We start from the raw sequence: 24,432 nt of genomic DNA, 5'->3' as shown, positions 1-24,432 counted from the left end.
CGCTTCGCTACCCAGCCGTTGCCGTCCCTGAACAACAGCGCTGGGCGCCACCAGCGGTCGCTTGCCCGGCAGCATGATGTCCATGTGATTCACGACATCCCAAGCCGACATCCGGCGGAACAACGCCATGCCGATGATGCACCAGACCAGGCTTTCCAACGGCAACCGGCGCTTGCGTATAGTCGAGACGCCTGCCGTTTCGAAGGCCTGTTTCACAATGTCTGGATCAAGCAAGGCTCCAAGCCCTTCGAGGGCATGTGGCCGCGATGCCATTTCATGAGTGAGGGACAGGGCTTTTGACAGGCGCATAAAAAATCCGATGCTCGTTTCCAAGCATCGGATTTTGCGGCCTATGGGCTAAAGGTCAATGCGTCAGTCTTAACTGACTGGCATTAGGCCAAGCGCCGGTTTTTTATTGTCTGCTATCAGCTCACAGGCTCAGTCGCATCGACAGGTCCACCGCTTTCACATCCTTGGTCATGGCACCAATCGAGATGTAGTCCACCCCCGTCTCGGCAATCACCCGCAGGGTCGTTTCGTTGACCCCGCCGCTGGCTTCAAGTTTGGCTTTGCCCGCGGTAATGCGCACGGCTTCGCGCATTTCTTCCAGGTTCAGCTCGTCGAGCATGATGATGTCCGCGCCAGCGGCCAGCGCCTGGCGCAGTTCGTCCAGGCTTTCGACCTCGATTTCCACCGGCTTGCCCGGCGCAATGCGGTGTGCTGCGGCCACCGCCTCGGCTACGCCGCCGCTGGCGGCGATGTGGTTTTCCTTGATCAGGAAGGCGTCGTACAGGCCTATGCGGTGGTTGTCGCACCCACCGCAGGTCACTGCGTATTTTTGCGCCAGGCGCAGGCCCGGCAGGGTTTTGCGGGTGTCCAGCAGGCGCACCTGAGTGCCGGCTACCAGGTCGGCGAGAAAGCGCGCACGGGTGGCGACCCCCGACAGCAGCTGCAGGAAGTTCAGTGCGCTGCGCTCCCCACTGAGCAGCGAACGGGCCGGGCCTTCCAGGTGGAACAACGGCTGATTGGCAGTGGCCTGCTCACCGTCGGCCACCTGCCAGTGCACTGCAACGCGCGGGTCGAGCTGGCGGAATACGGCATCGACCCAGGCGGTACCGGCGACCACGCAGTTTTCACGGGTGATGATGGTCGCCTTGGCCAGGCGCTCGGCCGGGATCAGTTGCGCGGTGATATCGCCACTGCCGATGTCCTCCAACAGCGCGCGGCGCACGTTGGCTTCAATTTCAGCGGTCAGGTCGGCAAGGCGTAGGTTCGGCATGGTCGGCTCCACAAGCTAGGTGCCCGCGATTATAGGGCAGGGGGCCGGTGTGTACAGCCGCCTTGGCGCTGACCTTTGGTCGGGCGTCGTGAGTAATCGGAGCAGATCAGGGTCATTAGCCAGCCAGCGAAACGGCGCTGGTAGCTATGCGATTTTTTACCGATAATGGCGACTAGTATTTGGCGTCATAGCTTTGACGATTTTTCAGCCCTTTCGGGCAAGACACCCTGCAAGGAGTCCAGGATGCAAAAAGAAGGCAAGGTGGTGCCCTTGGCGGCAACCATCGACCGAGGGGGGCGTACGCCTCATCCTTGCCTTCCGGTCTTGTTGCTGCAGGTGCGCGACAAGGCCGCGTTGCAGTTGCGTCAGGGCCTGCAGGACTTGTTCGACAATGCCGATGACACGCTCTTCGAAATGGCCGACAAGGCCTTCGACCGCGGTGACCAGAACCTGTACTTCGAAGCCATGCGTGACCTGCGCCTGAAGCGCAAGAGCATCGAGCGTGGTTTTCTGGATACGTTCCATGATGCTTTCCTCCGCGCCGGCCAGGTCGACTTGCTGGCAAACCTGGCCCAGCCGGGCAAGCCGCGCAGCAAGGCTCAAATGGAACGGGCCGCCGCCATCGAGGGCATGGTGGCGCGGGTGCTGTCACGCGATGGCGTCGCCCTGCAGCAACTGGGTCTGCGCTTGCAGGCATTGCTCGACCGCCCCCTGTACGAGCAGTACAACCCATTGGGGCCAGCCGCGCTGTGTCGTTACTTCCTCGACGCCGGGCGTAATCTGGGCGTTGGCCTGCGGGTCAAGCTGGTGCTGCTGAAGCTGTTCGAGCGTTATGTGCTGCGCGATGTCGATGTGATCTATGGCGAAGCCAACCAGTTGCTGGCCGCTGCCGGCGTACTGCCCGAGCTGCAACCGGCGCCGCGCCGGCGTGCCGAAGACCGGCGCATGCGTGCGCGGCCCAGGCCGGCGAACCTTGGCCAGGAGGAGGGGGCGGACGCCGCAGGGCAGGCGTTGTTTGCCTCGTTGCAGGCACTGCTGGCGCCGGTGCGCGGGCAGTTCGCTCCGCGCTTGCACGCGGTGGCTGCCGCCCAGCCGATCAGTACCGCCGACCTGCTCCGGCTACTGTCGCATTTGCAGCGCTATGTGCCCGCCACCTACGAGGCCGATGACTTCGAGCTCGGCCAGCAGCTTGAGCAACTGCTGTTGCGGGTGAGTGTGCGCAGCGGTACGCGTCGGCGCCTTCACGTGGCTGACGAAGACATGATCAACCTGGTTGGCCTGCTGTTCGCGTTCATCCACAACGACGACAACCTGCCGGCCAGCCTGCGGGCGCTGATTACGCGCCTTCATATTCCCCTGCTCAAGGTGGCACTACTGGACAAGGGGCTGTTCAGCCGGAGTAGCCACCCGGCGCGCCGTTTGCTCAACGAAATCGCCGGCGCCGCGATTGGCTGGGAGTGCGGCAGCGAGTGCCAGCGTGACAGCTTGCACATGCGGGTAGAGCGTATCGTCCAGCGCTTGCTCAATGATTTTGCCGACGATGCCAGCCTGTTCGCCGAGTTGCTCGACGACTTCCTGGCATTCAATCAGGACGAACGGCGACGTAACGAGTTGCTGGAGCAACGCACTCGCGACGCCGAAGAAGGCCGTGCCCGGGCAATGCAGGCCAGGCAGCAGGTGCAGCACGTGCTCAACCAGCGCCTGCGCGGCCGGGTATTGCCGCAGGTGGTGGTGCAAATGCTGGTGCAGGCCTGGAGCCAGGTACTGCTGTTGGCTTGGCTGAAACAGGGCGAGGCCTCACAGGCCTGGCGCGACGCAGTGCAGACGATGGACATGCTGCTGGCCAGCATCACCCCGCCACATGAGCCGCAAGCCTTGCTGCAGCAGGTGCCAGGCCTGCTCAAGGCGCTGCGCGATGGCCTGGCAAGCGTAGCTCTGGACGCGGTGGCGACCCGCGAGTTCTTCCTGCAACTGGAACAGTTGCACCTGCGCGCCTGCGCAGGTAAAGAGGCGCTGCCGAGCGGGGAGGGCCAATCCTTGGGCGATGTGCTGGTAGAACAAGAGATTGTGCTGACGATTGCCGAAGAACCCGCCTGCGTGCCCCTGCACGCTGCCGACGGGCAGGCTGCAGCGCTGCGCCAGGCGCAACGCCTGCGTATCGGCACCTGGGTCGAGGTGCTCGACGAGGATGAGCCACTGCGCTGCAAGCTGGTCGCGCGCATCGACAGCAGTGACAGGCTGGTGTTCGCCAACCGGACCGGCATGAAAGTGCGCGAGTGGAGCAGTGCCAGCCTGGCCCAGGCACTGCAGCGGCACGAAGTGCGCGTGCTGGATGATCGCCTGTTGTTCGAACGGGCGCTGGAGGCGGTACTTGAAAGCTTGCGGCAAGGGCAGGCGCAATAGGCCGACGCATTACAATCATTCACATGCACACGGCGTTGGCCGCAGGGCATACTGTGGGCATGTTCACGGCGTTTTTCAGGATCTGCCCATGCAATTGGACTATGCCACTGGCTGGTTCCACGGAATCGGAATCACCCACTGCCCATCGCCGAACTTCAATGCGCGCCCCGAAGGCGAATCGATTTCCCTGCTGGTGATCCACAACATCAGTCTGCCCCCGGCCTGTTTCGGCACGGGCAAGGTGCAGCAATTCTTCCAGAATCGCCTGGCCCCTGATGAACACCCGTATTTTGCCAGCATCAACCACCTGACCGTGTCGGCGCACCTGTTCGTCGAGCGTGACGGCGCGGTGACTCAGTTCGTGTCGTTGCATGACCGTGCCTGGCATGCGGGTGTGTCGAGCTTTGACGGGCGCGAAGGCTGTAACGACTTTTCCATCGGCATCGAGCTGGAAGGCACCGACGACCTGCCCTATACCGATGCCCAGTATGCGGTGCTGGAGCAACTCACCCGGCACATCCGCAGTGCCTGGCCAGCCATCGACCTGAACCGCATTCAGGGCCACAGCGACATTGCCCCGCAGCGCAAGACCGACCCCGGCCCGGCCTTCGACTGGTCGCGCTACCGCCAGGCGCTGCAGCACAACGAGGACAAGGCATGAGTTTTCTGGTGTTGTTGCTGGCGCTGTGGGTCGAGAAGTTTTCGGCCCTGCGCCATCAGGTGCAGCGCGACGGGTTCTTTATTGGCGAACTGGTGCGTCTGGAACGCAACGGCAAGGTGCACCCATGGTGGACGTTGGCCATCCTGGTGTTGGCGCCGGTAGCGCTGCTGGTGTTGCTGCTGCATGTGCTGGAGCCGGTGGCCTATGGTCTGCTGGCGTTGCCGGTGCACCTGCTGGTGCTGATCTACAGCCTGGGCCGCGGCGATGCCAAGGCATCGCTTGGGGCGTTTCGTGATGCCTGGCGGCGGGGGGACGATCAGGCGGCGCTGCACGCGGCCGAGCGCGACCTGGGCCTGGTGGCCGATGAACCGCACAGCTTGCTGGTGCGGGTGCAGGGTAACTTGCTGTGGCAGGTTTACCAGGGCTTTTTTGCGGTGATCTTCTGGTATTTCGTACTGGGCCCTGGCGCTGCGCTGGCTTATCGATTGTTGGCGCTGTGTAGTGAGCACAGCAAGCAGCCGGCTTTGAAGGCGCGTGCCGAGCAGTTGCGGCACATCATGGACTGGTTGCCGGTGCGGGCGTTGGCGTTGAGCTTTGCCCTGGTGGGCAACTTCCTCGCGGTGACACGGGTGATGCTGCACGAGGTGCTCAACTGGCACATCAGCGCCGGGCACCTGGTGGCTCGGGTGGGGCGGATTGCCGATGACATTCCCGAAGAAGAGGACAGCCAGCGCGGTTTGGGGCGGCTGGACAGTCTGTGGGAACTGCTGTTGCGCTGTGCAGTGCTGTGGTATGCCGGGTTCGCGCTGTGGACCGTGCTGGTCTGATTCGGGGCCAATCGCATCCCACGCGAATCCCGGTCACCCGAGCTTTACCAGCCGAACAACGTGCAAGCATTGCGGGTGCTGGCCTGTGCCAGCACCTCGACATCCAGCCCCATCACGTGCGCAAGCGCCGTGGCAATTTCCGGCAGATGCTCCGGGCTGTTGCGTACCCCCGGGTACATCGCCGGTGCCATGTCCGGTGAGTCAGTCTCCAGCACCACACTTTCCAGTGGCAGCCGCGCCAAGGTCTTGCGCAGCCGCAGCGCCTGCGGCCAGGTACCCGCACCGCCCAACCCCAGCAGGAAGCCCAGCTTGATGTACTCGCGGGCCTCTTCGTAGCTGCCGGCAAACGCATGAATCACCCCCGCCCGTGCTGGCTTGTAGCGCTTGAGTGTGGCAATCACCTGGGCATGGCTGCGGCGCACGTGCAGCAGGGCCGGTAGTTCGAAGTCGCAAGCCATCTGCAGTTGCGCTTCGAACAGCGCCTGCTGGCGGGTCTTGTCAAGGTCTGCGAGGTAATAGTCCAGGCCGAACTCACCTACGGCACATAGCCGCGGGTTGTCGCGCAGGCGCTCCAGCCACTCGCGCAGTTGCACCAGGTGCTCAGGGCGATGCTGGTCGAGGTAGACCGGGTGCAGGCCAAGCGCGGCGAACAGGCGCGGCTCGGCGCAGGCCAGTTCCCACACCCGCTGGAAATTCGCCTGGTACACCCCCAGCACCACCATTCGCTCCAGCCCACGCGCCGCCGCGTTGGCCAGCAGGCGCGGGCGGTCGGCGTCGAAGTCGGGGAAGTCCAGGTGGGTGTGGGTGTCGATCAGGCGCATGTTCAGGCCGCTGAGATGCGTTGCTTGAAGGTGCGGCCAACGGCGTGCACGCCGGGTTCATAGCGTTTTTCCTCGATGGCGGCCAGTGCCAGTTCAAGCGCAGTGGCGGCAATCTGGCCATGCTGCTGGGCCATGGCATTGACCGGCAGCGGCAGGAAGTCGAGCAACTGGTTGTCGCCAAAGGTACCCAGCTGCAGTTGGCGCGAGTCGACCGGGCGCGCCTGGAGGGTGTCGAACACGCCCTGCAACAGTACGTACGAAGTGGTCACCAGAGCATCCGGCAGGCCCCCCAGGTCGTCGATCAGTTGCTGCATCAGGCGTTGGCCGCACTCACGGCTGAAGGCTTCGCCCTGATAGCGGCGCACTTCGCCGGTATAGCCTTGCAGGGCTTCGTCGAATCCGCCGGCACGCGCCTGGCTAACCGACAGCTCGGGGCGTGCGCCTATCAGGGCGATGCTGCGTGGGGCCGAGCTGAGCAGGCTGGCGGCCAGCTGGCGGCTGGCATCGCGGTCGTCGCTGATCACCGAGCAGAAGTGTGCGGGGTCCAGACGGCGGTCGATGGCAATCACCGGCAGGCCTTTGTCCTGCAGCTCGCGGTAGCTGTCATCTTCTGGCGGCAGGCAACTGGCAACGAACAGCGCATCGCATCGGCGCGCACGGAACAGTTGCTGCAGTTGGCGCTCGCTGTCTGGCTGGTCATCGCTGCTGGCGATCAGCAGCTGGTAGCCGCGGGCGCGTGCGCCTTGCTCCAGTTGCTTGGCAATGCGGGCGTAGCTGGGGTTCTCCAGATCCGGGAGAATGAAGCCCAGGGTGCGGGTATGCCGGCTGCGCAGCCCAGCAGCCTGCGGGTTGGGGGTGAAGCCGTGGGCTTCGACCACCGCGCGTACCCGCTCGACAGTACTGTTACTGATGCGCTGCTGTTCAGCCTTGCCATTGATGACGTAGCTGGCAGTGGTCACGGACACACCGGCCAGACGGGCGATATCGCTGAGTTTCACCGAATTTTCCTTGTTATTACCGGGGCTGCCTGTAAGGCCGGACCGGGTAGTTTGACCCGGTACAGGCATCACGCGCAGACGACCATTGTCGCAATTGTCCGACAGGATGGGGCTTTTTACTGGGCAGATTATCGAGTAACGTGGCCGTCTGGTCAGATTAAACGTTTCAGCTGCCGAATTTTCTGCCTCGGCTGCCACCCGCGCAAGGTTGCTGAACTGGCCCTTTATGTGAATTTCACAACAATACTCCAGTACCCGAACGGGAACTGCAAAAGGAGAAGGTCATGCTCGAGCTCGCCAATGAGCAGATAGCCATGGGCCAGAAGGCCGCCGACAAGGCCGAGGCGTTACGCCTTCTGGCGGATCGGCTGGTTGCGGACGGCCTGGTCGCCGAGGGTTACCTGCAAGGGCTGCAGGCCCGGGAGGCACAAGGCTCCACTTTCCTTGGCCAGGGCATCGCCATTCCCCATGGTACGCCGCAAACACGTGACCTGGTGTATGCCACCGGCGTACGCCTGCTGCAGTTCCCCGAGGGGGTAGACTGGGGTGACGGGCAAATGGTCTACCTGGCCATTGGTATTGCCGCCCGCTCCGACGAACACCTGCGCCTGCTGCAGCTGTTGACCCGGGCGCTGGGCGAGACCGACCTGGCCGAAGCCTTGCGCCGTGCCAGCTCTGCCGAAGCGCTGCTCAAGCTGCTGCAGGGCGCGCCCCAGGCGCTGGCGCTGGATGCGCAGCTGGTCGGCCTGAACGTGCCGGCAGAAGACTTCGACGAACTGGCCTGGCGCGGTGCCCGCCTGCTGCAACGTGCCGACTGTGTCGACAGTGGCTTTGCCGCCGTGCTGCAGCAGGCCGAGCCGCTGCCGCTGGGTGAGGGCCTGTGGTGGCTGCACAGCGAGCGCCAGGTTCGTCAGCCAGGCCTGGCCTTCATCACCCCGCAGCAGCCGCTGCGTTACCGCGACCAGCCGCTCAACGGTCTGTTCTGCCTGGCCAGCCTTGGCGCCGCTCACGAGGCCCTGCTCGAGCGGCTGTGCGAAGTGCTGATCGAAGGCCGTGGGCAGGTGCTCTACCAAGCCACCAGCAGCCGTGCGGTGCTGGAAGTGCTGGGCGGCGAAGTGCCGGCGGACTGGCCCAGCGCACGGGTCGTGCTGGCCAATCCACATGGCTTGCATGCGCGACCGGCCAAGGTGCTTGCACAACTGGCCAAAGGCTTTGAAGGGGAAATCCGTGTGCGCCTGGTCGATAGCGCGCAGCCAGCCGTATCGGTGAAGAGCCTGAGCAAGCTGCTCAGCCTCGGCGCACGCCGTGGTCAGGCACTGGAACTGGTCGCCGAACCGAGCATCGCTGCCGATGCCTTGCCGGTGCTGCTGGCTGCTATCGAACAAGGCTTGGGTGAAGAGGTGGAACCGCTACCGCAGAGCGTCGCGCCCATTGCCGATGACGTCCCCGAAGTACTGCAAGCGCCAGCGGCCGGCAGCCGTATCCAGGGTGTGGGCGCCGCCCCCGGCATTGCCAGCGGCCCGGCGCATGTCTGTGTCGAGCGTGAGTTCGACTATCCCTTGCGGGGTGAATCGTGCGCCCTGGAGCGGCAGAAACTGCGCGAAGCCTTGGCTACCGTCAATGGCGAACTGCAGGCTTTGGTCCTGCGCAGCGACAAGGCCATTGGCGAAATTTTCGTCACCCACCAGGAAATGCTTGCCGACCCGGCCCTGACCGATGATGTCGAACAGCGCCTGGCCCAGGGCGAAAGCGCTGCGGCCGCGTGGATGGCCGTGATCGAAGCTGCGGCCCGTCAGCAAGAGGCGTTGCACGATGCGCTGCTCGCCGAGCGCGCCGCCGACCTGCGCGATATTGGCCGCCGCGTGCTGGCGCAGTTGTGTGGTGTGCAGGCGCAGGTTGAACCCGAGCAACCCTATGTGCTGGTGATGACCGAAGTCGGTCCATCCGATGTCGCCCGCCTGGACCCCAACCGGGTTGCCGGCATTGTCACCGCCCAGGGCGGCGCCACGGCCCACAGTGCCATCGTCGCCCGGGCGTTGGGCATACCAGCAGTGGTCGGCGCGGGTGCATCGATACTGCTGTTGGAGAGTGGTACGCCGCTGCTGCTCGATGGCCAGCGTGGTGTGGTCAGCGTCGCACCGCCAGCGGATGAGCTGCAGCGGGCGCTGGCCGAGCGTGACCTGCGCGAGCAACGCCTGCAGGCCGCCTGGGCCAACCGCTTCGAGCCGGCCATCACCCGTGATGGGCATGCCGTCGAGGTGTTTGCCAACATCGGCGATAGCAACGGCATCGCCAAGGTGGTGGAGCAGGGCGCCGAAGGTGTCGGCCTGCTGCGCACCGAACTGATTTTCATGGCCCACCCTCAAGCGCCGGATGTGGCTACCCAGGAAGCCGAGTACCGCCGCGTGCTCGATGGCCTCGATGGGCGCCCGCTGGTGGTGCGCACCCTGGATGTTGGCGGCGACAAACCGTTGCCTTACTGGCCGATCGCTGCCGAGGAAAATCCCTTCCTCGGCGTGCGCGGTGTGCGTTTGACCCTGCAGCGCCCGCAAGTGATGGAAGACCAGTTGCGCGCGTTGCTGCGGGCCGCCGACCAGCGCCCGTTGCGTATCATGTTCCCCATGGTTGGCCAGGTGCACGAATGGCGTGAGGCGCGGGCCATGGTGGAGCGCCTGCGTGCAGAAATCCCGGTAGCCGACCTGCAATTGGGCATTATGGTCGAGGTGCCTTCAGCGGCCCTGCTGGCAGCGCAATTGGCGCGCGAAGTGGACTTCTTCAGCATCGGCACCAACGACCTGACTCAGTACACCTTGGCCATCGACCGTGGCCACCCCAGCCTCTCGGCACAGGCCGACGGCCTGCACCCGGCGGTATTGAGCCTGATCGACATGACCGTGCGCGCCGCCCATGCCCACGGCAAGTGGGTGGGCGTGTGTGGCGAGTTGGCGGCCGACCCTCAGGCGGTGGCCGTGCTGCTGGGGCTGGACGTGGACGAACTCAGCGTCTCCGCGCGCAGCATTGCCGAAGTCAAGGCACTGGTTCGCCAGGCCGATCATCAGACAGCCCGCGCCCTGGCGCGCGAGGCCCTGCAACAGGACAGCGCCGCAGCAGTTCGCGCGCTGGTGGAGCGTTACTGAATGGCCAAGATCCTCACTCTTACCCTCAACCCTGCGCTGGATATCACCATCGGCCTGGACACTCTGCGCCCAGGGCAGGTCAACCGTAGCCAGGCGCAGCACAGTCACGCCGCAGGCAAGGGGCTGAACGTTGCCCAGGTACTGGCCGACCTGGGGCACAGCGTAACCGTGGGCGGCTTCCTGGGGGGCGACAATCTGCAGCCCTTCGAGGCGCTGATCGACGGTCGCGGTTTTATCGACTGCTTTGTCCGTGTGCCGGGCGAAACCCGCAGCAATATCAAGCTGGTCGAGGCCGATGGCCGCGTGACCGACATCAACGGACAGGGCCCGGAAGTCGACGAGGCGGCACGCAGTGCCTTGCTGCACAGGCTGGAACAGATTGCCCCCGGTCACGATGCCGTGGTGGTGGCCGGTAGCCTGCCGCGTGGAATCAGTGCCGACTGGTTCCGCCAGTTGCTCGAACGGTTGAAGGCCCAAGGCCTCAAGGTAGTCCTGGACAGCAGTGGTGAAGCCCTGCGTGTTGGCTTGCAAAGCGCGCCCTGGTTGGTCAAGCCCAATACCGAAGAACTGGGCGAAGTGCTGGGCCTGGCTGTGGATAACCTGACGCAACAGCGCGCTGCCGCCAAGCGCCTGCTGGACAGTGGCGTTGAACACGTGGTGGTGTCTGCGGGCGAGCAGGGCGTCAGTTGGTTCAGTCGCGATCTGGCCCTGCAGGCCCGCCCACCCAAGGTGCGGGTTGCCAGCACGGTGGGGGCGGGGGATTCGCTGGTGGCCGGCATGGTCCACGGCCTGCTGCTGGCCGAGGCGCCTGCGCAGACGTTGACCCGTGCCACTGCCATCGCCGCCCAGGCCGTTACCCAGGTTGGCTTCGGCATCCATGACCGCGAGCACCTTGCGCAGTTGGAAGCGGCCGTGCAACTGACAGAACAACAAGAGGGTTGCCGATGAACATTGCCATAGTCACCGCCTGCCCCAATGGCCAGGTATCGAGTGTACTGAGTGCACGCTTGCTGTCCGCCGCCGCCCAGCGTCGCGGCTGGAGCACCAGCGTCGAAGTGCAGAATACTGAACACCCCGAGCGGCAACTGAGCGCCGCACAGATCGCCGAGGCTGACTGGGTGCTTGTGGTCAGCACCGGGCCGGTGGACCTGGCCCGCTTCGTCGGCAAGCGCCTGTACCAAAGCACACCGTCCCAGGCGCTGGCTGATCGCGAAGGCTTTCTCGACGAAGCGGCGGCCAACGCCGAGCTGCTGGCCGCAGTGACAGGCGCCCCTGCCGCAGCTAGCAGTGCTGGCGCTCGCATCGTTGCCGTCACTGCATGCCCGACCGGCGTAGCCCATACCTTCATGGCCGCAGAAGCCTTGCAGCAAGCCGCACAGCAACTGGGCTACCAGTTGACCGTCGAGACCCAGGGCTCGGTCGGTGCGCGCAATCCCTTGTCTGCTGAAGCCATCGCAGCGGCGGACGTGGTGCTGCTGGCCGCCGACATTGAAGTACCCACTGCACGTTTCGCCGGCAAACGTATTTACCGTTGTGGTACTGGCATTGCCCTCAAGCAGGCCCGCGCTACCCTGGACAAAGCCCTGGCGCAGGCCACGGTGGAAAACGGTGCCGACGCTGCAGCGGCGACCACGCCGACCAAGGGCGAGAAAACCGGCGTGTACAAGCACTTGCTGACCGGCGTCTCGTTCATGCTTCCGATGGTGGTGGCCGGCGGCCTGCTGATTGCGTTGTCGTTCGTGTTCGGTATCGAGGCCTACAAAGAGGCGGGCACCTTGCCGGCGGCGTTGATGCAGATTGGCGGTGAGGCTGCCTTCAAACTGATGGTTCCGCTACTGGCAGGCTATATCGCCTGGTCTATCGCCGACCGCCCCGGGCTGGCCCCGGGCATGATCGGCGGCCTGTTGGCCAGCACCTTGGGGGCCGGCTTCATCGGTGGCATTGTCGCCGGTTTCCTCGCCGGTTACAGCGCCAAGGCCATTGCCCGATGGGCGCGCTTGCCCAGCAGCCTGGAGGCGCTCAAGCCGATCCTTATCATTCCATTGCTGGCCAGTCTGTTCACCGGGCTGGTGATGATCTACGTGGTTGGCCAGCCGGTAGCGGCGATGCTCGAAGGCCTGACGCATTTTCTCGACAGCATGGGCACCACCAATGCCATCCTGCTGGGGCTGTTGCTGGGCGGCATGATGTGCGTCGACCTTGGCGGGCCGATCAACAAGGCCGCCTATGCGTTCTCGGTGGGGCTGCTGGCCTCGTCGAGCTACGCGCCAATGGCGGCGACCATGGCCGCCGGCATGGTGCCGCCGATTGGCTTGGGTATTGCCACCTTCCTGGCCCGGCGCAAGTTCGCCCAGAGCGAGCGCGAGGCGGGCAAGGCGGCGCTGGCGCTGGGGCTGTGCTTCATCTCCGAGGGGGCGATTCCGTTTGCCGCCAAGGACCCGTTACGGGTGATCCCGGCCAGTATCGCCGGTGGTGCGTTGACCGGGGCATTGTCGATGTATTTTGGCTGCAAGCTGATGGCGCCGCATGGCGGCTTGTTCGTGTTGTTGATCCCCAACGCGATCAACCATGCGTTGCTTTATCTGCTGGCGATTGTGGCGGGTAGCCTGGTGACAGCGGTGGTGTATGCGGTTATCAAGAAGAGCGAGCGTGTGGAGTTGGCCGTGGCGCCTGCTAAAAGTGTATGAGCAGACCTCGTTCTGTGGGTGCGGCCTTGTGTCGCGAAAGGGCCGCAAAGCGGCCCCGGCAATCTAAGTTGCGAAGCTGAAAATCTGGGGCTGCTTCGCAGCCCTTTCGCGACACAAGGCCGCTCCCACAGAGCCCGCGTTGGCCTTTCAACTGCGATGCTTCTGCCGCAACGGCACCAGTAGATCACCCAGCCCGTTGTGATCGATCTCATGCATCAACGCCAGCAACCCGCCCAGTTCCCCTGCCGGGAAGCCCTTGCGCGCAAACCACGCCAGGTAGTCCCCGGGCAGGTCGGCAATGATCCTGCCCTGGTACTTGCCGAACGGCATGCTGCGGGTCACCAGTAGTTCGAGGGTTTCCGGCTTCATCTTCGCGCACCTGGCTGTGGAAAGGTGCCGACCATACTGCAATCTGCACGAAGCCCCAAGCGGCAATCATGCAGAACGCCGTTGAGAGCTGATGCAATTATTTTTTTAAGTTATTGAATAGTAAGAAATTTATATTTTTTGAAAGCGTGGCACGAACACTGCAATTCCCTAGTGGACTATCACCTGCCAAGGAGTTCGACCATGAGCAACCCCAACAAAGACGTGATCGATGTACTCAACGACCTGATCGAGTACAGCAAGGATGGCGAGAAAGGTTTCAAGGCCTCGGCCGATGATGTGAAGAACCCCGAACTGAAAGCGTTCTTCGTCCAGCGTGCGGGCGAGTGCGCCAACGCTGCCAGTGAGCTGCAGAGCGAAGTGCGCCGCCTGGGCGGCGATCCGGAAACTTCTACCAGCATCAGTGGCGACCTGCACCGCGGCTGGGTCAACCTCAAGTCGATGGTCACCGGCAAGGACGAGGAGGCAGTGCTGAACGAGGTAGAGCGTGGCGAGGACCACGCCCTCAAGGCCTACAAGGAAGCCCGCGAGAAACTGGTGAAATTGGGCCGCACTGCCAGCGACATGACCTACAGCCTGGTGGAAAAGCAGCTGCAAGGCGTGCAGCGCAACCATGACCAGGTGAAGGCCCTGCGCAACGCCGCTCGCGCCCGCTCCTAATCGAGCGGGCCCTCTACCCGATTGCGGCCATTGGCCTTGGCGCGGTAGAGCGCTTCGTCCGCAGCACCCAGCAGCCTGCCAAGGTCCTGCTGGGTGCCGGACAGACCGATACCGATGCTCACGGTCACGGCGTGGGCATCATCCGCAAACGGCGCCAGCGCCTCGACGTTGGCGCGGATGCGTTCAGCCAGTAGCTGGGCCCCGGCCAGATCGGTTTCTGGCAACACTACCTGAAACTCCTCCCCACCATAGCGCGCAGCCAAATCCGCAGGGCGACGAATGCATGCCTCGATGGCCTTGGCCACCTCGCGCAAGGCATGGTCGCCACCGGCATGGCCATGGCGCTGGTTGAATGCCTTGAAGTGGTCCACGTCCACCATCAGTATCGCAAGCGGCTTACGGCTACGTTGGGCGCGGGCCCATTCCTGGCGCAGCACATGGTCCAGCCTGCGGCGGTTAGCCAGGCCAGTCAGGCTATCGGTGGAAGCGAGCATGGCCAGGTTTTCTTCGGCGTCGTGGCGGCGGCGCAGTTCGCGGCCCAGCAGCAAAGTCAGCCAGAGAATGCCCACGCACAGACCGCCGGTGGCGACGCTGACCAGAATGGCGGTGCGGCGCCAGGACTCGAACACCTCGTCGGCCGAGTGCGCCACCAGCACGATCAGGGGCAACTGCGCGACCCGGGCGAAGGTGAACATGCGCAGCTTGCCGCTGCCGTGGGAGCGGGCGGTGAAGCTACCGCTCTGTTCACTGAGGATGCGTTTGAAATTGGGCCGTTCGGTGTAGTAGGTGCCAATCAGTGGGTCCTGCCCGCGGTAGGGCTGGCGGACGAGCAACTGCCCATCGGTATTGAACAGGTTGATGCTGCTGTCGTGGCCAATGTCCAGGCGCTGGAACAACTCATTGAAGTACGACAGGCGCAGCGCACCCGCTGCCAACCCGGCGAACTCGCCATTGGGGCCGGAGATACGCCGGCTGAAACTGATACACCAGTCCAGGTCGCCAAGCTTGGCCTTGAAAGGCGGGCCCACCAGCAAGCCGAGGTTGGCATTGTGCTGGTGGGCCTTGAACACCCCGGTGTCGCCGAAGTTGGCCTTGCGCGGCACGCTGCTGGTGGAGTCGCCAACGATATTGCCTTGCTTGTCCAGCCACAGCACGTCACCGCGCTTGCGGTCGACGAAGGCTTCATTGAACAGCAGGCGCTGGCGTATCGGGCCGGGGACTTCCGGCAGTTCCTTGCGGCCGACGGCCCAGATCAAGCCTTGCAGGGATTGGTCGTAGAGTTCGACGTTGCGCAGGATGTCGCTTTCGATCAGCTGCACAATGTTGTTCGACGAGCGCACCGCCGACTGCTCGACACTTTCGCGCTCGCGGGCAAGCAGGTAGCTGACGATGGCCACGATGGCGAGCACGGCAAGGCAACTGCCCAGGTTGAGGATCAGCTCGGGGTGCGACCTGTAGACTGCGAAACGCGGGGATTGGGTGGGCATGCTCGCTACTGCGTGGGCAGGGCCATTCGCGGCGGCGATATTCTAGGGAAGCGGGCATTGTCGGACAAGATTTGTCCGACGGAAGCACGGTGTACCGTACTTTTCGATTTGCCGTGGACCCCTGTAGGAGCGGGTTTACCCGCGAACACCGGCGAAGCCTTCTCGCGGGTAACCGCTCCTACACTGGCAGCAAAAGATCAGAACACGTTCAGTGGGTAATCGACGATTACCCGCAGTTCATCGTTGTCGCTGTTGCTGTCGATCGACGCATAACCCTGGCTGCCGCGGTGGGTGGCATAGCGTACCAGCACCGACAGGTCCTTGAGGTCACCTTCCTGGAATACGTATTTCACGTCCAGGTCGCGCTCCCAGTGCATGGCGTTCTTGCCATCTTCACGGTAGTAGTCGTAGTGAGTGGTGTCCTGAGTGGCCTTGGTCAGGTCAGCCTCGCCGCGCGAGTAGGACAGCGAGGTGGACAAACCAGGCACGCCGACACCGGCGAAGTCATAGCCGTACTGCAGTTTCCACGAACGCTCGTTCGGCGCGTTGAAGTCCGAGTACATGCGCGAGTTGTCCAGGTACACGCTGTCGCCCAGGTTGATGTAGTCGAATGGCGTGTTGCCGTTCACTCGCTGGTAGGCAGCGGTGACGCTGTGGAAGCCTGCATTGACGGTAAAGTGCACGCTGTAGGTGTTGTTGTCGATCTTGCCTAGCAGGGCCTGGCCGGTGTCCTGGGTGTGATAGAAGTGCACGCCCGGGTTCAGGCTGACCAGGTCATTGACCACATAGGTGTAGTCGAAGTCCGCGTAGTACTGGTTCCAGATGTCCTTCAGCTCGGCGGCGTACAGGTTGGCGGTGATGTGCTCGGTACCGCTCCACGACGCGCCGGCCCAGTTCAGGTGCTTGCTCTTGTCGTGCTCGTCCAGTGACCCGTAGTAGGTGTCGATGCGGCGATGGCCGCTTTGGTTGTACGGGTGGGTGAAGCTGACCTGGCCGCCTTCGAGCAACAGGCCGTCGATGCTGGTGTTGGTCAGGCTTACACCGCGGAAGGTTTGCGGCAACATGCGCGTTTCGCCGCCGGCGATCACTGGGTTGGTGAGGAACAGGTCACCGGCTTTCAGCTCGGTGTCGAAGGCTTTCAGCTTGACCGCAGCACCGGCAGTGGAGAACGAATGCGGGGCAGCGCCCAGCTCGCCGTCGTCCTTGATGTGTTCGGGCAGGATGCTGGTGCCGGCATGGCCGCCACCGCCGTCGAGCTTCAGGCCCAGCATGGCATGAGCATCCAGGCCGAAGCCGACCACACCCGGGGTGTAGCCCGACTCGAAACGCGCTACCGCGCCCTGGCCCCACTCGCGGGTGTCGCGCACGCCGGCGTTGTGGTTGTCGCGGTTGAAGTAGGCATTACGAAAATGCAGGTTGAAGGACGAACCTTCGATGAAGCCATCAGCCTTGTCTTCATCTGCCTGGGCGGCGAAAGGGATCGTTGCAGTCAACGCAATGAAAAGCGGGGTAAAACGAAACGCGGAAGGCACCGGTACTAGCTCCTTGGATCTGACGGTGGGGCAGTTTTTATATTTGAATGTGCGTCTTTTTTTATAGGGACACGTTACAGCCGGGCTGAGCGTTAAAGCACATAAAAAAAGCCGCTGATCGGCAGCGGCTTTAAAAGGCTAACATATCGGCACCGGGGGTGCCCATGGCGTAGCCAAGGGAAAACGGGAGTAGCGACAGCGCGTGATCAGCTGTCGGCACTGGTATCGACGCTGACTTTGGAAGCTGTCTGTTTCGCATCTTTTACGGTATCGGCCTTGTTTGCGGCTACAGCGTCACGGGCTTCTTGATGGACAGCCGCGATCTCTGCATTTCGGGCAACGAATGCCGGGGATTCTTCGGCCATGGCCAGGGGCGACAACAACAGGGAAGACAGGACGAAGACGCTGGCAATACCCATACTGTTGGACATTTGAAACTACCTTCTTGCGGTGCAAGTGCTAATGAGGACAGGGGTAAAGTTAGTCCTTTCAGTGCACTCGAAACAGAGCGAAGTGCGATAAGCACTGTTGCGCAAAAGGTAACGATCATTGGGTGGAACAACGGGGCTTTCGGCGAAAGCCCCGTGCTAGGGCGCCTGCACAGGGCGCCGCCTTGGCAGGCTAGAAACCGATAAAGGCGTAATAAACCGGGGTTTCATGGGTTGTGCGCAAACCCAGTGCCTGCAAGCTTGCCGTCAGCGCTTCATCCTGCACATGCAAGGTCCACTGCGCCCCTTCATTCCCCTGTACCTGCGCCAGCGCCGCAGCAAACGCCCCCATATCCGGCAAGTAGGCGGTAAAACCGTTACCCTTGAGCGCACTGGTCGTCATGCCCAATGCCTGGCACACCGCCACCTTGGCGGCAATGTCATCGCGGTCGGCCTGGCGCGAAGCCTGTACCAGCGCCTGCAGTTCCACATCGACCAGTTGCGTGCCGTGAATCAGCTCCGGCCCCTGTTGCCAGGCCTCCGGCGGGCAGTCCTTGCTGTCTGGCCGCAGGGGAATATGCGGGTTGATTTCTACCGGATAGATGCGACAGACCAGTGGGCGCTGCTCATAGATGGTGCAGAGGTCGTTGGCGTCGAGGTTACGGCAACGTCCGGGGTTGAATGCAGCAAAGGTCACCGAGACGCGTGCCTCGCCCTCGCCGCAATGCACCGGGTGGGAGCGTCGCAGCACATGGTCACGCTGATCCAGCGGCATGCCGGGGCCGTCCACGACGAAGGCCTCGATCAGTACCACCACCTGGCCGGCATCGTCCGCCCAGCGACGCGCTTCGGCCAGCGTCAGTGGCACATGGTGGCCGGTACAGCATTTGCCGCAGCCGGTACAGCCGAAACGTAAGCGGTCGGTCACTTGGCTTCCGGGCTCCACTCGCTGACAAAGGCACGCTGGTGCTGGCGATCGTACAGACACAGCTCGGTGCCGGTGCGCTGCTGCATGTGCTTTTGTGGGTAGACGCCTTCGATCAGCAGGGCACTCATGCCTGCCTGGTCATCGAACTCGGCGGGCTTGCCGCGAGCGTGGGCGTTCTTGAACTGGCTTGCGGTCAGGCAGGCCTTGAGCATCTGCTGGCGCTGCTCGTTCCAGGCCTGACTACTGGAGGCCTGGGCAATACCGCTGAAGAGGGCACAGCTGATCAAGATAGAGCTGAGAAGCTTCATACGCGATTCCGGCAATTTTCTTGCGAGGGGCGCGAATTATGCCCGAGTCACCCCCGGCGGCAAGCCGGGGAGTTTGTCGCTGAATATATCAGTGCTCGGCGAACACCACGGTGCGCGCAGCCACCACCAGACAATCGGTCAGCTCTGGCGAGGAGAACTTGGTAAGGATGGCATTGGCCCCGGCCTGGGTCGCCTTTTCACTGCTCATGGCACTGTCCAGTGAGGTGTGCAGCAGCACGTACAGGTGCTGGAAGTCAGGGGTTTCACGCAGCGTGCGGGTGAAGGCGTAGCCGTCCATTTCGCTCATTTCGATGTCGGAGACGATGATGTTGATCTCCTGCGCGGTGCCTTGCAGCTCCAGCAGCACGTTGATGGCGTCTTTGGCGCTGCGCGCGGTGTGGCATTCGATACCGAGGTTGCGCAGGGTGTGCACCGACTGCTGCAAGGCCACCTGGCTGTCGTCCACCACCAGGATATTGGCGGCGGCCAGCAGGCTGGCATCTTCTTCGTTCAAGCTGCTGTGCACTGGCTCGGCGACGGGCGGGGCGATGGCGTGTATGACTTTTTCGATGTCCAGCACCTGCACCAGGGTGTTGTCGACGCGCGTCACACCGGTGATGAACGAGCGGGTGCCCGAGGCGTAGGGCGGCGGTTTGATGTCGGTGCTCAGGCAATGCACGATGCGGCTGACCGCCTGTACATGCAGGCCTTGGCGCGAGCGGCTGATCTCGGTAACGATCAGGCAGCCACCCTGCGGGTCGACCAGTGGCTGTTCGCCAATGGCGCGGGACAGGTCGATGACCGACAGCGAGTGGCCGCGCAGGGTTGCCACACCTTTTACGTGGGGGTGCGACTCAGGCAGCTTGGTCAGCGGCGGGCAGGGGATGATCTCGCTGACCTTGAGCAGGTTGATTGCCATCAGCTTGCCGCTGCGCAGGGTGAACAGCAGCAGGGATAGCGAATCCGCGCGGGCATTTTGCGTGGCCATGGTGACCTTCGGTGAGGAGCAGGGGATAACCGGTTATCGGCCTGTTTGGGTTGGGCTTTAGGCATTTTGCACAGAACCCAGGAATGCCTGGATCAGCGTTCACGCAGGGCCTCCTTGGCCCGGTTCAGCGGCTTGATCAGGTAATCGAGGATGGTTTTCTCGCCCGTTCGGATATCCACCGTGGCAATCATCCCTGGCACGATCGCAAAACGCTTGCCGGCCTTGTTTTGCAAGCTGTCCTGTTCGGTGCGGATGAACACGCGGTAGTAGTAGATTTCCGGTTTGACCTCGTCCTGCAGGGTATCCGGCGAGATGCCTACCACCTTGCCATCCAGCCCGCCGTATACCGAGTAGTCATAGGCACTGATCTTGACCTTGGCCGCCTGGTCGGGGTGAATGAAGGCGATGTCCCGTGGCGCGATGCGGGTTTCGATCAGCAGGCGTTCGTCCATCGGCACGATCTTCATCACCTGGCCACCGGGCTGCACCACGCCACCCAGGGTGTTGACCTCGATGTCCTTCACGATGCCGCGCACCGGCGAGCGCAGGGTCAGGCGGGTGAGCGAGTCGCTGCGTCCGCGGATCACTTCCGACAGGGCGTCCGCTTCGGCGCTGGCCTTGGCCAGTTCTTCCCGGGCGCGCACCAGATAGTCCGAGCGTGCCTCGTTGGCCTTGAGTTCCAACTCGGAACGCTGGCGGTTCAGGCGGATCACTTCAACCCGGCTGGAGGCACCCATCTTTGCCAGGTTCTCGGTGATCTTCAGCTCGCTGCGCACCAGCTGCAACGAGTCCTGAATACCCGCCAGGGTCTGTTCCAGGCCGCGGCGGCGGGTCTGGTACAACGCGGTTTCGGCATCGATCAGGTCAGGAGAGTCGCGCAGGCTCTCCGGGAAGGTCAGTGGCTTGCCGGTCACCTCTGCCTGCAGGCGGGCCTGGCTGGCCCTGGCAGCGCGGTACTTGGCCTCGCTTTCACCCACGCTGGAAGCCGTCTTGGTCGGGTCGAGCTGGGCCAGCACCTGGCCGCGCTCGACCAGGTCACCTTCGGCCACGCTCATCTGCGCGACGATACCGCCCTCGAACGACTGGATGACCTGCTCTCGCGAACTTGGAATGACCTTGCCTGTGCCGGTGGATACCTCGGTCACCTCGAACCAGGCGGCCCAGGCCAGGAACGCCGCCAGCATCAGCGCGCAGAGGGTGATGATGCGGCCGGCGCGGAATACCGCCTGGTCGTCCTGCCCGTCCAGATAGGAGGCCGGGAGTTCATGGTTGCTCATGCCTGGGCTCCTTGCAGTTTGGCCAGGGCGGCATCGCGCGCGTCATCGATGACGATGCGCCCGGCGTCCAGCACCAGGATGCGGTCGACCCGCTGCAGAACACTCAGTCGGTGGGTTGCGATCACCAGTGTACGGCCCTGACAGAAGCGCTCCAGGTTATCCAGCAGCTTGCGCTCGGTCAGGTCGTCCAGCGACGCTGTCGGCTCGTCCAGCAGCAGCACCTGCGGCTGGCGTACCAGCAGGCGCGACAGCACCAGGGCTTGGCGCTGGCCGCCAGACAAGCCCAGTCCCCCTTCGAGGATCAAGTGGTCCATGCCCTTGGGCAGGCGGCGGACGAAGTCCAGTGCGCCAGTGGCGGCCAGCGCGGCCACCAGTTCCTGGTCGCTGGCCTGGCCGGCGCCGAGGGTGAGGTTTTCCCGCAGGGTGCCGTGGAACAGCCTCGCGTACTGCGGCAGCAGGCCGACGTCACGACGCAGGTCAGCAGGGTCGAGGTGGGCCATGGCGATGCCGTCCAGGCTGATCTCGCCCTGCACCAGGTCCATGGCCCCACCCAGCGCCTGCAGCAAGGTTGATTTGCCGGCGCCGTTGCGGCCCAGCACGGCAATGCGCTCGCCCGGCTGGATGTCCAGCCGGCCAATGTTCAGCACTGGCGGGTAGTCTTCGCTGTAGCGGAAGTTGGCCTGGCGCAGGCGGTACTCGCCGTGAATGGCTGGCAGGTGCACGCGGGCTTCGCCCTCGGGGTGGTCGACTGGCGACTGCATCAGCTTGTCCAGGCCTTGCAGCGCGACCTTGGCCTGCTGCCAGCGGGTCAGCACATGGGTCAGCTGGGCCAGCGGCGCCATCATCCGCGACGAAAGCATGGATGCCGCCACCAGGCTACCTGTGGTGAGGTCGCCGGCAATGACCATGGGTGCGCCGATCACGATGACCACGGCAAACACGGCACCCTGCACGTTCTGCGTCCAGGTCACCAGGCCGTTGGTGAGGGTGCGCAGGCGCAGGTTGGTGTGCGCGCAGGCCGCGTTGTACTGGTTCCACTGCCGTTCGAAGCGTGCCTCCGCCTGCAGTGCCTTGATCTCGTCCAGGCCTTGGATACTTTCCACCAGCATGGCGTTGCGCAGCGCGGACTCACGCATCGAGGCATTGGCCAACCGTGCCAGGCGCCGTTGTGCAAGCAACCCGGGTAACACCATGGCCAGCAGCGCGACCAGCGGGATGAACACCAGTACGCCGCCGATCAGCCAGAACACGAAAAGGAACAGCAGGAAGAACGGCAGGTCGGCCAGTACCGTGGCGGTGCTGGACGTGATCAGGTCGCGGATCGACTCCAGCTCGCGCAACTGCGAGATGAATGAGCCGGTGGACTTCGGCCGCACCGAGTTGCGCAGGCGCAGGGCGTGGCCGTAGACCAGGTCGCTCACCCGCAGGTCGGCGCGCTTGCCGAGCAGATCGGTCACCTTTAGCCGCAGCAGGCGCATGCTGAAGTCGAACACCAGTGCCAACACCACACCGCCAAACAGGACGTAGAGAGTGGGCAGGGATTCGGCCGGTATCACTCGGTCGTACACCTGCATCGAGAACAGCACGCCGGCCAGCGCCAGCACGTTGGCCACCAGTGAAGCGATCATCACCTGCCCATAAGGGCGCAGGTCACGCAGTACGATGCGGGCGAACCAGTGGCGGTCGTAAGGCGCGGTGTAGTCGTCGGTGCGCACATCGCGCAGTGGCCGGGCCGGGCGCAGCAGGGCCACGCGGTTGATACGGCCTTTCAGGGTGTCGCGGGGCAGACGCGAAGTCAGGCCCTGGTCACCGGCGAACACCACTGCCAGGTCGTCCTCTTCGGTCACCGACTCGACCACCGCCAGCTGCCCATCGTCCAGCTCCAGCACCAGCGGCGTGCGCCATTGCCGCAGGCCCTTGGCATCGAAGTGCACGAAGCGCAATGCCAGCCCCGCCTGACGTGCCATGTGGCGGAGGATTTCATTCAACGGGCGGGCATCCTCCACAGCGGCCAGGCGAATACGCTGGGGTGATACGTCCAGGCGGTAGTGGTGTGCCACCTGCAACATCACCTCAAGCCAGGGGCCCAGGTCTGGCCGGTGGGCGGCGGCCTGCTCCGGCGCAGGCGCCTGGTTGGGCAGGGTCACATCGATCGAATCACTCATGGCTGGATCTCCACACCTTGCAGGTTGCGCCCCTCAAGGCCAAAGGCCGTGCGCAGGGCGCCGGTGTTGTACAGGCAGTCGACATCCAGGCGCAGCAGATCGGAGCGGGTGCCGGCAAGTTCGAAGCGTGACTGGTAGATCTCCTGCTCGGCGTTGAGCAGGTCGAGCAGTGGCCGTGTCCCCAGGTCCAGGTACTGACGCCCGTAGAGCATGCGTGCCTCCTGAATGCTGACCTGGCGGGCCTCCAGCGAGGTCAGCCTGCGGCCCAGCCCGGAGGTTTGCGCCTTGGCCTCGGCCAGGCCCCGACGCGCCTGCAGGCGTGCGGCGTCTTCGGCGGAATCGGCGGCGGTCAGCGCGTGGCCGGCAGCGCGGGTGCGGGCGCTGATGGAGCCCCCTTGGTAGATGGGTACTTCGACGTTCAGGTAGATGCCCGCCTGGGTGCGGTCCAGCCGTGCGTTATCGCGGTTGTAGTCGTCGTCCAGGTAATGATTGACCTGCGGTTGCAACGACAGGGTAGGGTAGGCCTCCGCCTTGGCCTGGGCCAGCTCGGCCTGGCCCTGTGCGCGCTGGGCCAGGGCCATCAGCACGGCGGGCAGGCGGTCATCACCCTGTGCAGGGCGCTTGCAGGCCTGGTCCAGCTCGGCGGGTGAGCCCTCGGCCAGTGCCGGAGGGGTAACGCGACCCATCAGCGCCGCCAGGGTCGAGCGCCAGCGCTCGTACTGCGACTGGTACTCCTCCAGGGTGGCACGGGCGCTTTCCACGCGGGACTCGGCCTGTACCACGTCGGAACGGGTGCTGGCGCCCATGTCGCTGCGCTGGCGGGCCATGCCGGCAATGTCGCCCACGCCGCGAATCTGGTCGCGGGCAATCGTCATCAGTTGCTCGTAGCGGCGGGTCTCGATCCAGGCATAGGCTGTGTCGCGGGCCAGGTCGTCGACCACCAGCAGGATATTGGCCTGGGCCCGGGCGGCGGCAGCCTGGGCCGCGTTGACGGCGCTGTCGACCTTGCCGAAGTCATAGAGCATTTGCTTGAGCGACAGGTTCAGGGCCTGGCTATTGCGGTCGCCGCCATAGCCGGTGTCATAACCGGTGCGGATACCGCCGGAAATCTGTGGGTAATACCCCGCACGGGCGACGTTGATGCCTTCGCCCTGCTTGTAAAGGTTGCCGATGGCCTCTGCGATGCTCGGGTGCCATTGCGCTGCCTGCAGCACCGCGTCGGTAAGGCTCAGCCGTTCGCCACTGGCGACCGGGGCCATGCCGATGGGGGGCCGGGCGGGCACCGCTTCGGGCGCATCGCGTAGCAGCGACGGCCCGATCTGGCGCAGGTGGGGGTCTATATCATCGGCTGCCTGGGCAACCGGGTGGAAGTTCAGGGCCAGGAGCCCGAAGGCTCCCAGCAACAGCGGTGACAGCGGACTGCTTCGCTTCACATAGTTCCCTTACTGCTGGTCGTCCA

The 24,432-nt window shown here is 63.9% G+C and carries 21 protein-coding genes; 7 read left to right on the top strand and 14 right to left on the bottom strand.

Annotated elements, in window-relative coordinates:
• Nucleotides 1-309, bottom strand: a 309-nt coding sequence (locus ACF8FB_RS04400) for a transposase domain-containing protein (protein ID WP_392511062.1), incomplete at its 3' end; no start/stop codon positions are given.
• Nucleotides 310-430: 121 nt separating this feature from the next.
• On the bottom strand, nucleotides 431-1,279 hold the full coding sequence (gene nadC / locus ACF8FB_RS04395; RefSeq protein WP_012051209.1) for a carboxylating nicotinate-nucleotide diphosphorylase: 849 nt from the start codon (nucleotides 1,277-1,279) through the stop codon (nucleotides 431-433).
• A gap of 243 nt (nucleotides 1,280-1,522) precedes the next feature.
• Here nadC and ACF8FB_RS04390 point away from each other — a divergent pair, with 243 nt between their 5' ends.
• The 3 genes from ACF8FB_RS04390 to ampE all read left to right on the top strand — a co-directional run bounded on the left by ACF8FB_RS04390 (nucleotide 1,523) and on the right by ampE (nucleotide 5,170).
• Nucleotides 1,523-3,682: a DUF1631 domain-containing protein gene (locus ACF8FB_RS04390; RefSeq protein ID WP_392511061.1), complete on the top strand. Its 2,160-nt coding sequence runs from the start codon at nucleotides 1,523-1,525 to the stop codon at nucleotides 3,680-3,682.
• An 88-nt stretch (nucleotides 3,683-3,770) separates the two neighbouring features.
• Nucleotides 3,771-4,343, top strand: coding sequence for a 1,6-anhydro-N-acetylmuramyl-L-alanine amidase AmpD (gene ampD / locus ACF8FB_RS04385; protein WP_010952025.1), 573 nt, complete (start codon nucleotides 3,771-3,773; stop codon nucleotides 4,341-4,343).
• Nucleotides 4,340-5,170, top strand: a complete 831-nt coding sequence (gene ampE / locus ACF8FB_RS04380; RefSeq protein WP_010952026.1) for a regulatory signaling modulator protein AmpE — start codon at nucleotides 4,340-4,342, stop codon at nucleotides 5,168-5,170. Before ampD ends, ampE begins: the two co-directional genes overlap by 4 nt.
• 44 nt (nucleotides 5,171-5,214) lie before the next feature.
• Here ampE and ACF8FB_RS04375 read toward each other — a convergent pair whose 3' ends face one another.
• Both ACF8FB_RS04375 and cra read right to left on the bottom strand, forming a co-directional pair.
• Complete coding sequence (locus tag ACF8FB_RS04375; protein WP_010952027.1) at nucleotides 5,215-5,991, bottom strand: TatD family hydrolase; 777 nt, start codon at nucleotides 5,989-5,991, stop codon at nucleotides 5,215-5,217.
• 2 nt (nucleotides 5,992-5,993) lie between these two features.
• Nucleotides 5,994-6,989 (bottom strand): catabolite repressor/activator, encoded by a 996-nt coding sequence (gene cra / locus ACF8FB_RS04370; protein WP_003247312.1) that lies wholly within the window; start codon nucleotides 6,987-6,989, stop codon nucleotides 5,994-5,996.
• Nucleotides 6,990-7,273: 284 nt separating this feature from the next.
• Here cra and ptsP point away from each other — a divergent pair, with 284 nt between their 5' ends.
• From ptsP to ACF8FB_RS04355, 3 genes are read left to right on the top strand one after another with little or no spacing between them, the layout of a single operon-like run.
• On the top strand, nucleotides 7,274-10,126 hold the full coding sequence (ptsP, locus tag ACF8FB_RS04365; protein ID WP_010952029.1) for a phosphoenolpyruvate--protein phosphotransferase: 2,853 nt from the start codon (nucleotides 7,274-7,276) through the stop codon (nucleotides 10,124-10,126).
• Entirely contained in the window at nucleotides 10,127-11,074 is a 948-nt protein-coding gene (pfkB, locus tag ACF8FB_RS04360) for a 1-phosphofructokinase (protein WP_198748003.1), read from the top strand.
• Nucleotides 11,071-12,813, top strand: a complete 1,743-nt coding sequence (locus ACF8FB_RS04355; RefSeq protein WP_350298288.1) for a PTS fructose-like transporter subunit IIB — start codon at nucleotides 11,071-11,073, stop codon at nucleotides 12,811-12,813. The genes pfkB and ACF8FB_RS04355 overlap by 4 nt, the downstream gene beginning before the upstream one ends.
• A gap of 147 nt (nucleotides 12,814-12,960) precedes the next feature.
• On the opposite strand, the gene ACF8FB_RS04350 is transcribed toward ACF8FB_RS04355, so the two are convergent.
• Nucleotides 12,961-13,182, bottom strand: coding sequence for a DUF3820 family protein (locus ACF8FB_RS04350; RefSeq protein ID WP_049586403.1), 222 nt, complete (start codon nucleotides 13,180-13,182; stop codon nucleotides 12,961-12,963).
• A gap of 201 nt (nucleotides 13,183-13,383) precedes the next feature.
• Between ACF8FB_RS04350 and ACF8FB_RS04345 the strand changes: the two genes are divergently transcribed.
• Nucleotides 13,384-13,860 carry a PA2169 family four-helix-bundle protein gene (locus ACF8FB_RS04345; RefSeq protein ID WP_014589713.1) on the top strand — a complete coding sequence of 159 codons (477 nt, stop codon included), beginning with the start codon at nucleotides 13,384-13,386 and terminating at the stop codon, nucleotides 13,858-13,860.
• Here the strand turns inward: ACF8FB_RS04345 and ACF8FB_RS04340 are convergent.
• The 9 genes from ACF8FB_RS04340 to ACF8FB_RS04300 all read right to left on the bottom strand — a co-directional run bounded on the left by ACF8FB_RS04340 (nucleotide 13,857) and on the right by ACF8FB_RS04300 (nucleotide 24,406).
• Nucleotides 13,857-15,347: a sensor domain-containing diguanylate cyclase gene (locus ACF8FB_RS04340; protein WP_350298287.1), complete on the bottom strand. Its 1,491-nt coding sequence runs from the start codon at nucleotides 15,345-15,347 to the stop codon at nucleotides 13,857-13,859. The two genes, ACF8FB_RS04345 and ACF8FB_RS04340, sit on opposite strands and share 4 nt — an antisense overlap.
• 197 nt (nucleotides 15,348-15,544) lie before the next feature.
• Nucleotides 15,545-16,879, bottom strand: a complete 1,335-nt coding sequence (locus ACF8FB_RS04335) for an OprD family porin (RefSeq protein ID WP_010952035.1) — start codon at nucleotides 16,877-16,879, stop codon at nucleotides 15,545-15,547.
• A 206-nt stretch (nucleotides 16,880-17,085) separates the two neighbouring features.
• Nucleotides 17,086-17,310, bottom strand: coding sequence for a hypothetical protein (locus ACF8FB_RS04330; protein ID WP_049586405.1), 225 nt, complete (start codon nucleotides 17,308-17,310; stop codon nucleotides 17,086-17,088).
• A gap of 190 nt (nucleotides 17,311-17,500) precedes the next feature.
• Entirely contained in the window at nucleotides 17,501-18,235 is a 735-nt protein-coding gene (locus ACF8FB_RS04325; RefSeq protein WP_014589717.1) for a YkgJ family cysteine cluster protein, read from the bottom strand.
• Nucleotides 18,232-18,543: a hypothetical protein gene (locus ACF8FB_RS04320; protein WP_021781735.1), complete on the bottom strand. Its 312-nt coding sequence runs from the start codon at nucleotides 18,541-18,543 to the stop codon at nucleotides 18,232-18,234. The genes ACF8FB_RS04325 and ACF8FB_RS04320 overlap by 4 nt, the downstream gene beginning before the upstream one ends.
• An 88-nt stretch (nucleotides 18,544-18,631) precedes the next feature.
• Nucleotides 18,632-19,531: a chemotaxis protein gene (locus tag ACF8FB_RS04315; protein WP_010952038.1), complete on the bottom strand. Its 900-nt coding sequence runs from the start codon at nucleotides 19,529-19,531 to the stop codon at nucleotides 18,632-18,634.
• Between the two features lie 92 nt (nucleotides 19,532-19,623).
• A complete protein-coding gene (locus ACF8FB_RS04310) occupies nucleotides 19,624-20,808 on the bottom strand; it encodes an HlyD family type I secretion periplasmic adaptor subunit (protein ID WP_010952039.1) in 1,185 nt (394 codons plus the stop codon).
• Nucleotides 20,805-22,973: a type I secretion system permease/ATPase gene (locus ACF8FB_RS04305; protein WP_392511060.1), complete on the bottom strand. Its 2,169-nt coding sequence runs from the start codon at nucleotides 22,971-22,973 to the stop codon at nucleotides 20,805-20,807. The genes ACF8FB_RS04310 and ACF8FB_RS04305 overlap by 4 nt, the downstream gene beginning before the upstream one ends.
• Entirely contained in the window at nucleotides 22,970-24,406 is a 1,437-nt protein-coding gene (locus ACF8FB_RS04300) for a TolC family outer membrane protein (RefSeq protein WP_010952041.1), read from the bottom strand. Before ACF8FB_RS04300 ends, ACF8FB_RS04305 begins: the two co-directional genes overlap by 4 nt.
• Nucleotides 24,407-24,432: the final 26 nt, after the last annotated feature.

This window comes from Pseudomonas sp. yb_2, assembly GCF_043103905.1.
In the GTDB taxonomy this organism is placed as follows: domain Bacteria; phylum Pseudomonadota; class Gammaproteobacteria; order Pseudomonadales; family Pseudomonadaceae; genus Aquipseudomonas; species Aquipseudomonas alloputida.
Note: the sequence above shows the minus strand (reverse complement) of the source record. Positions and strands in the feature narration are given on the sequence as shown.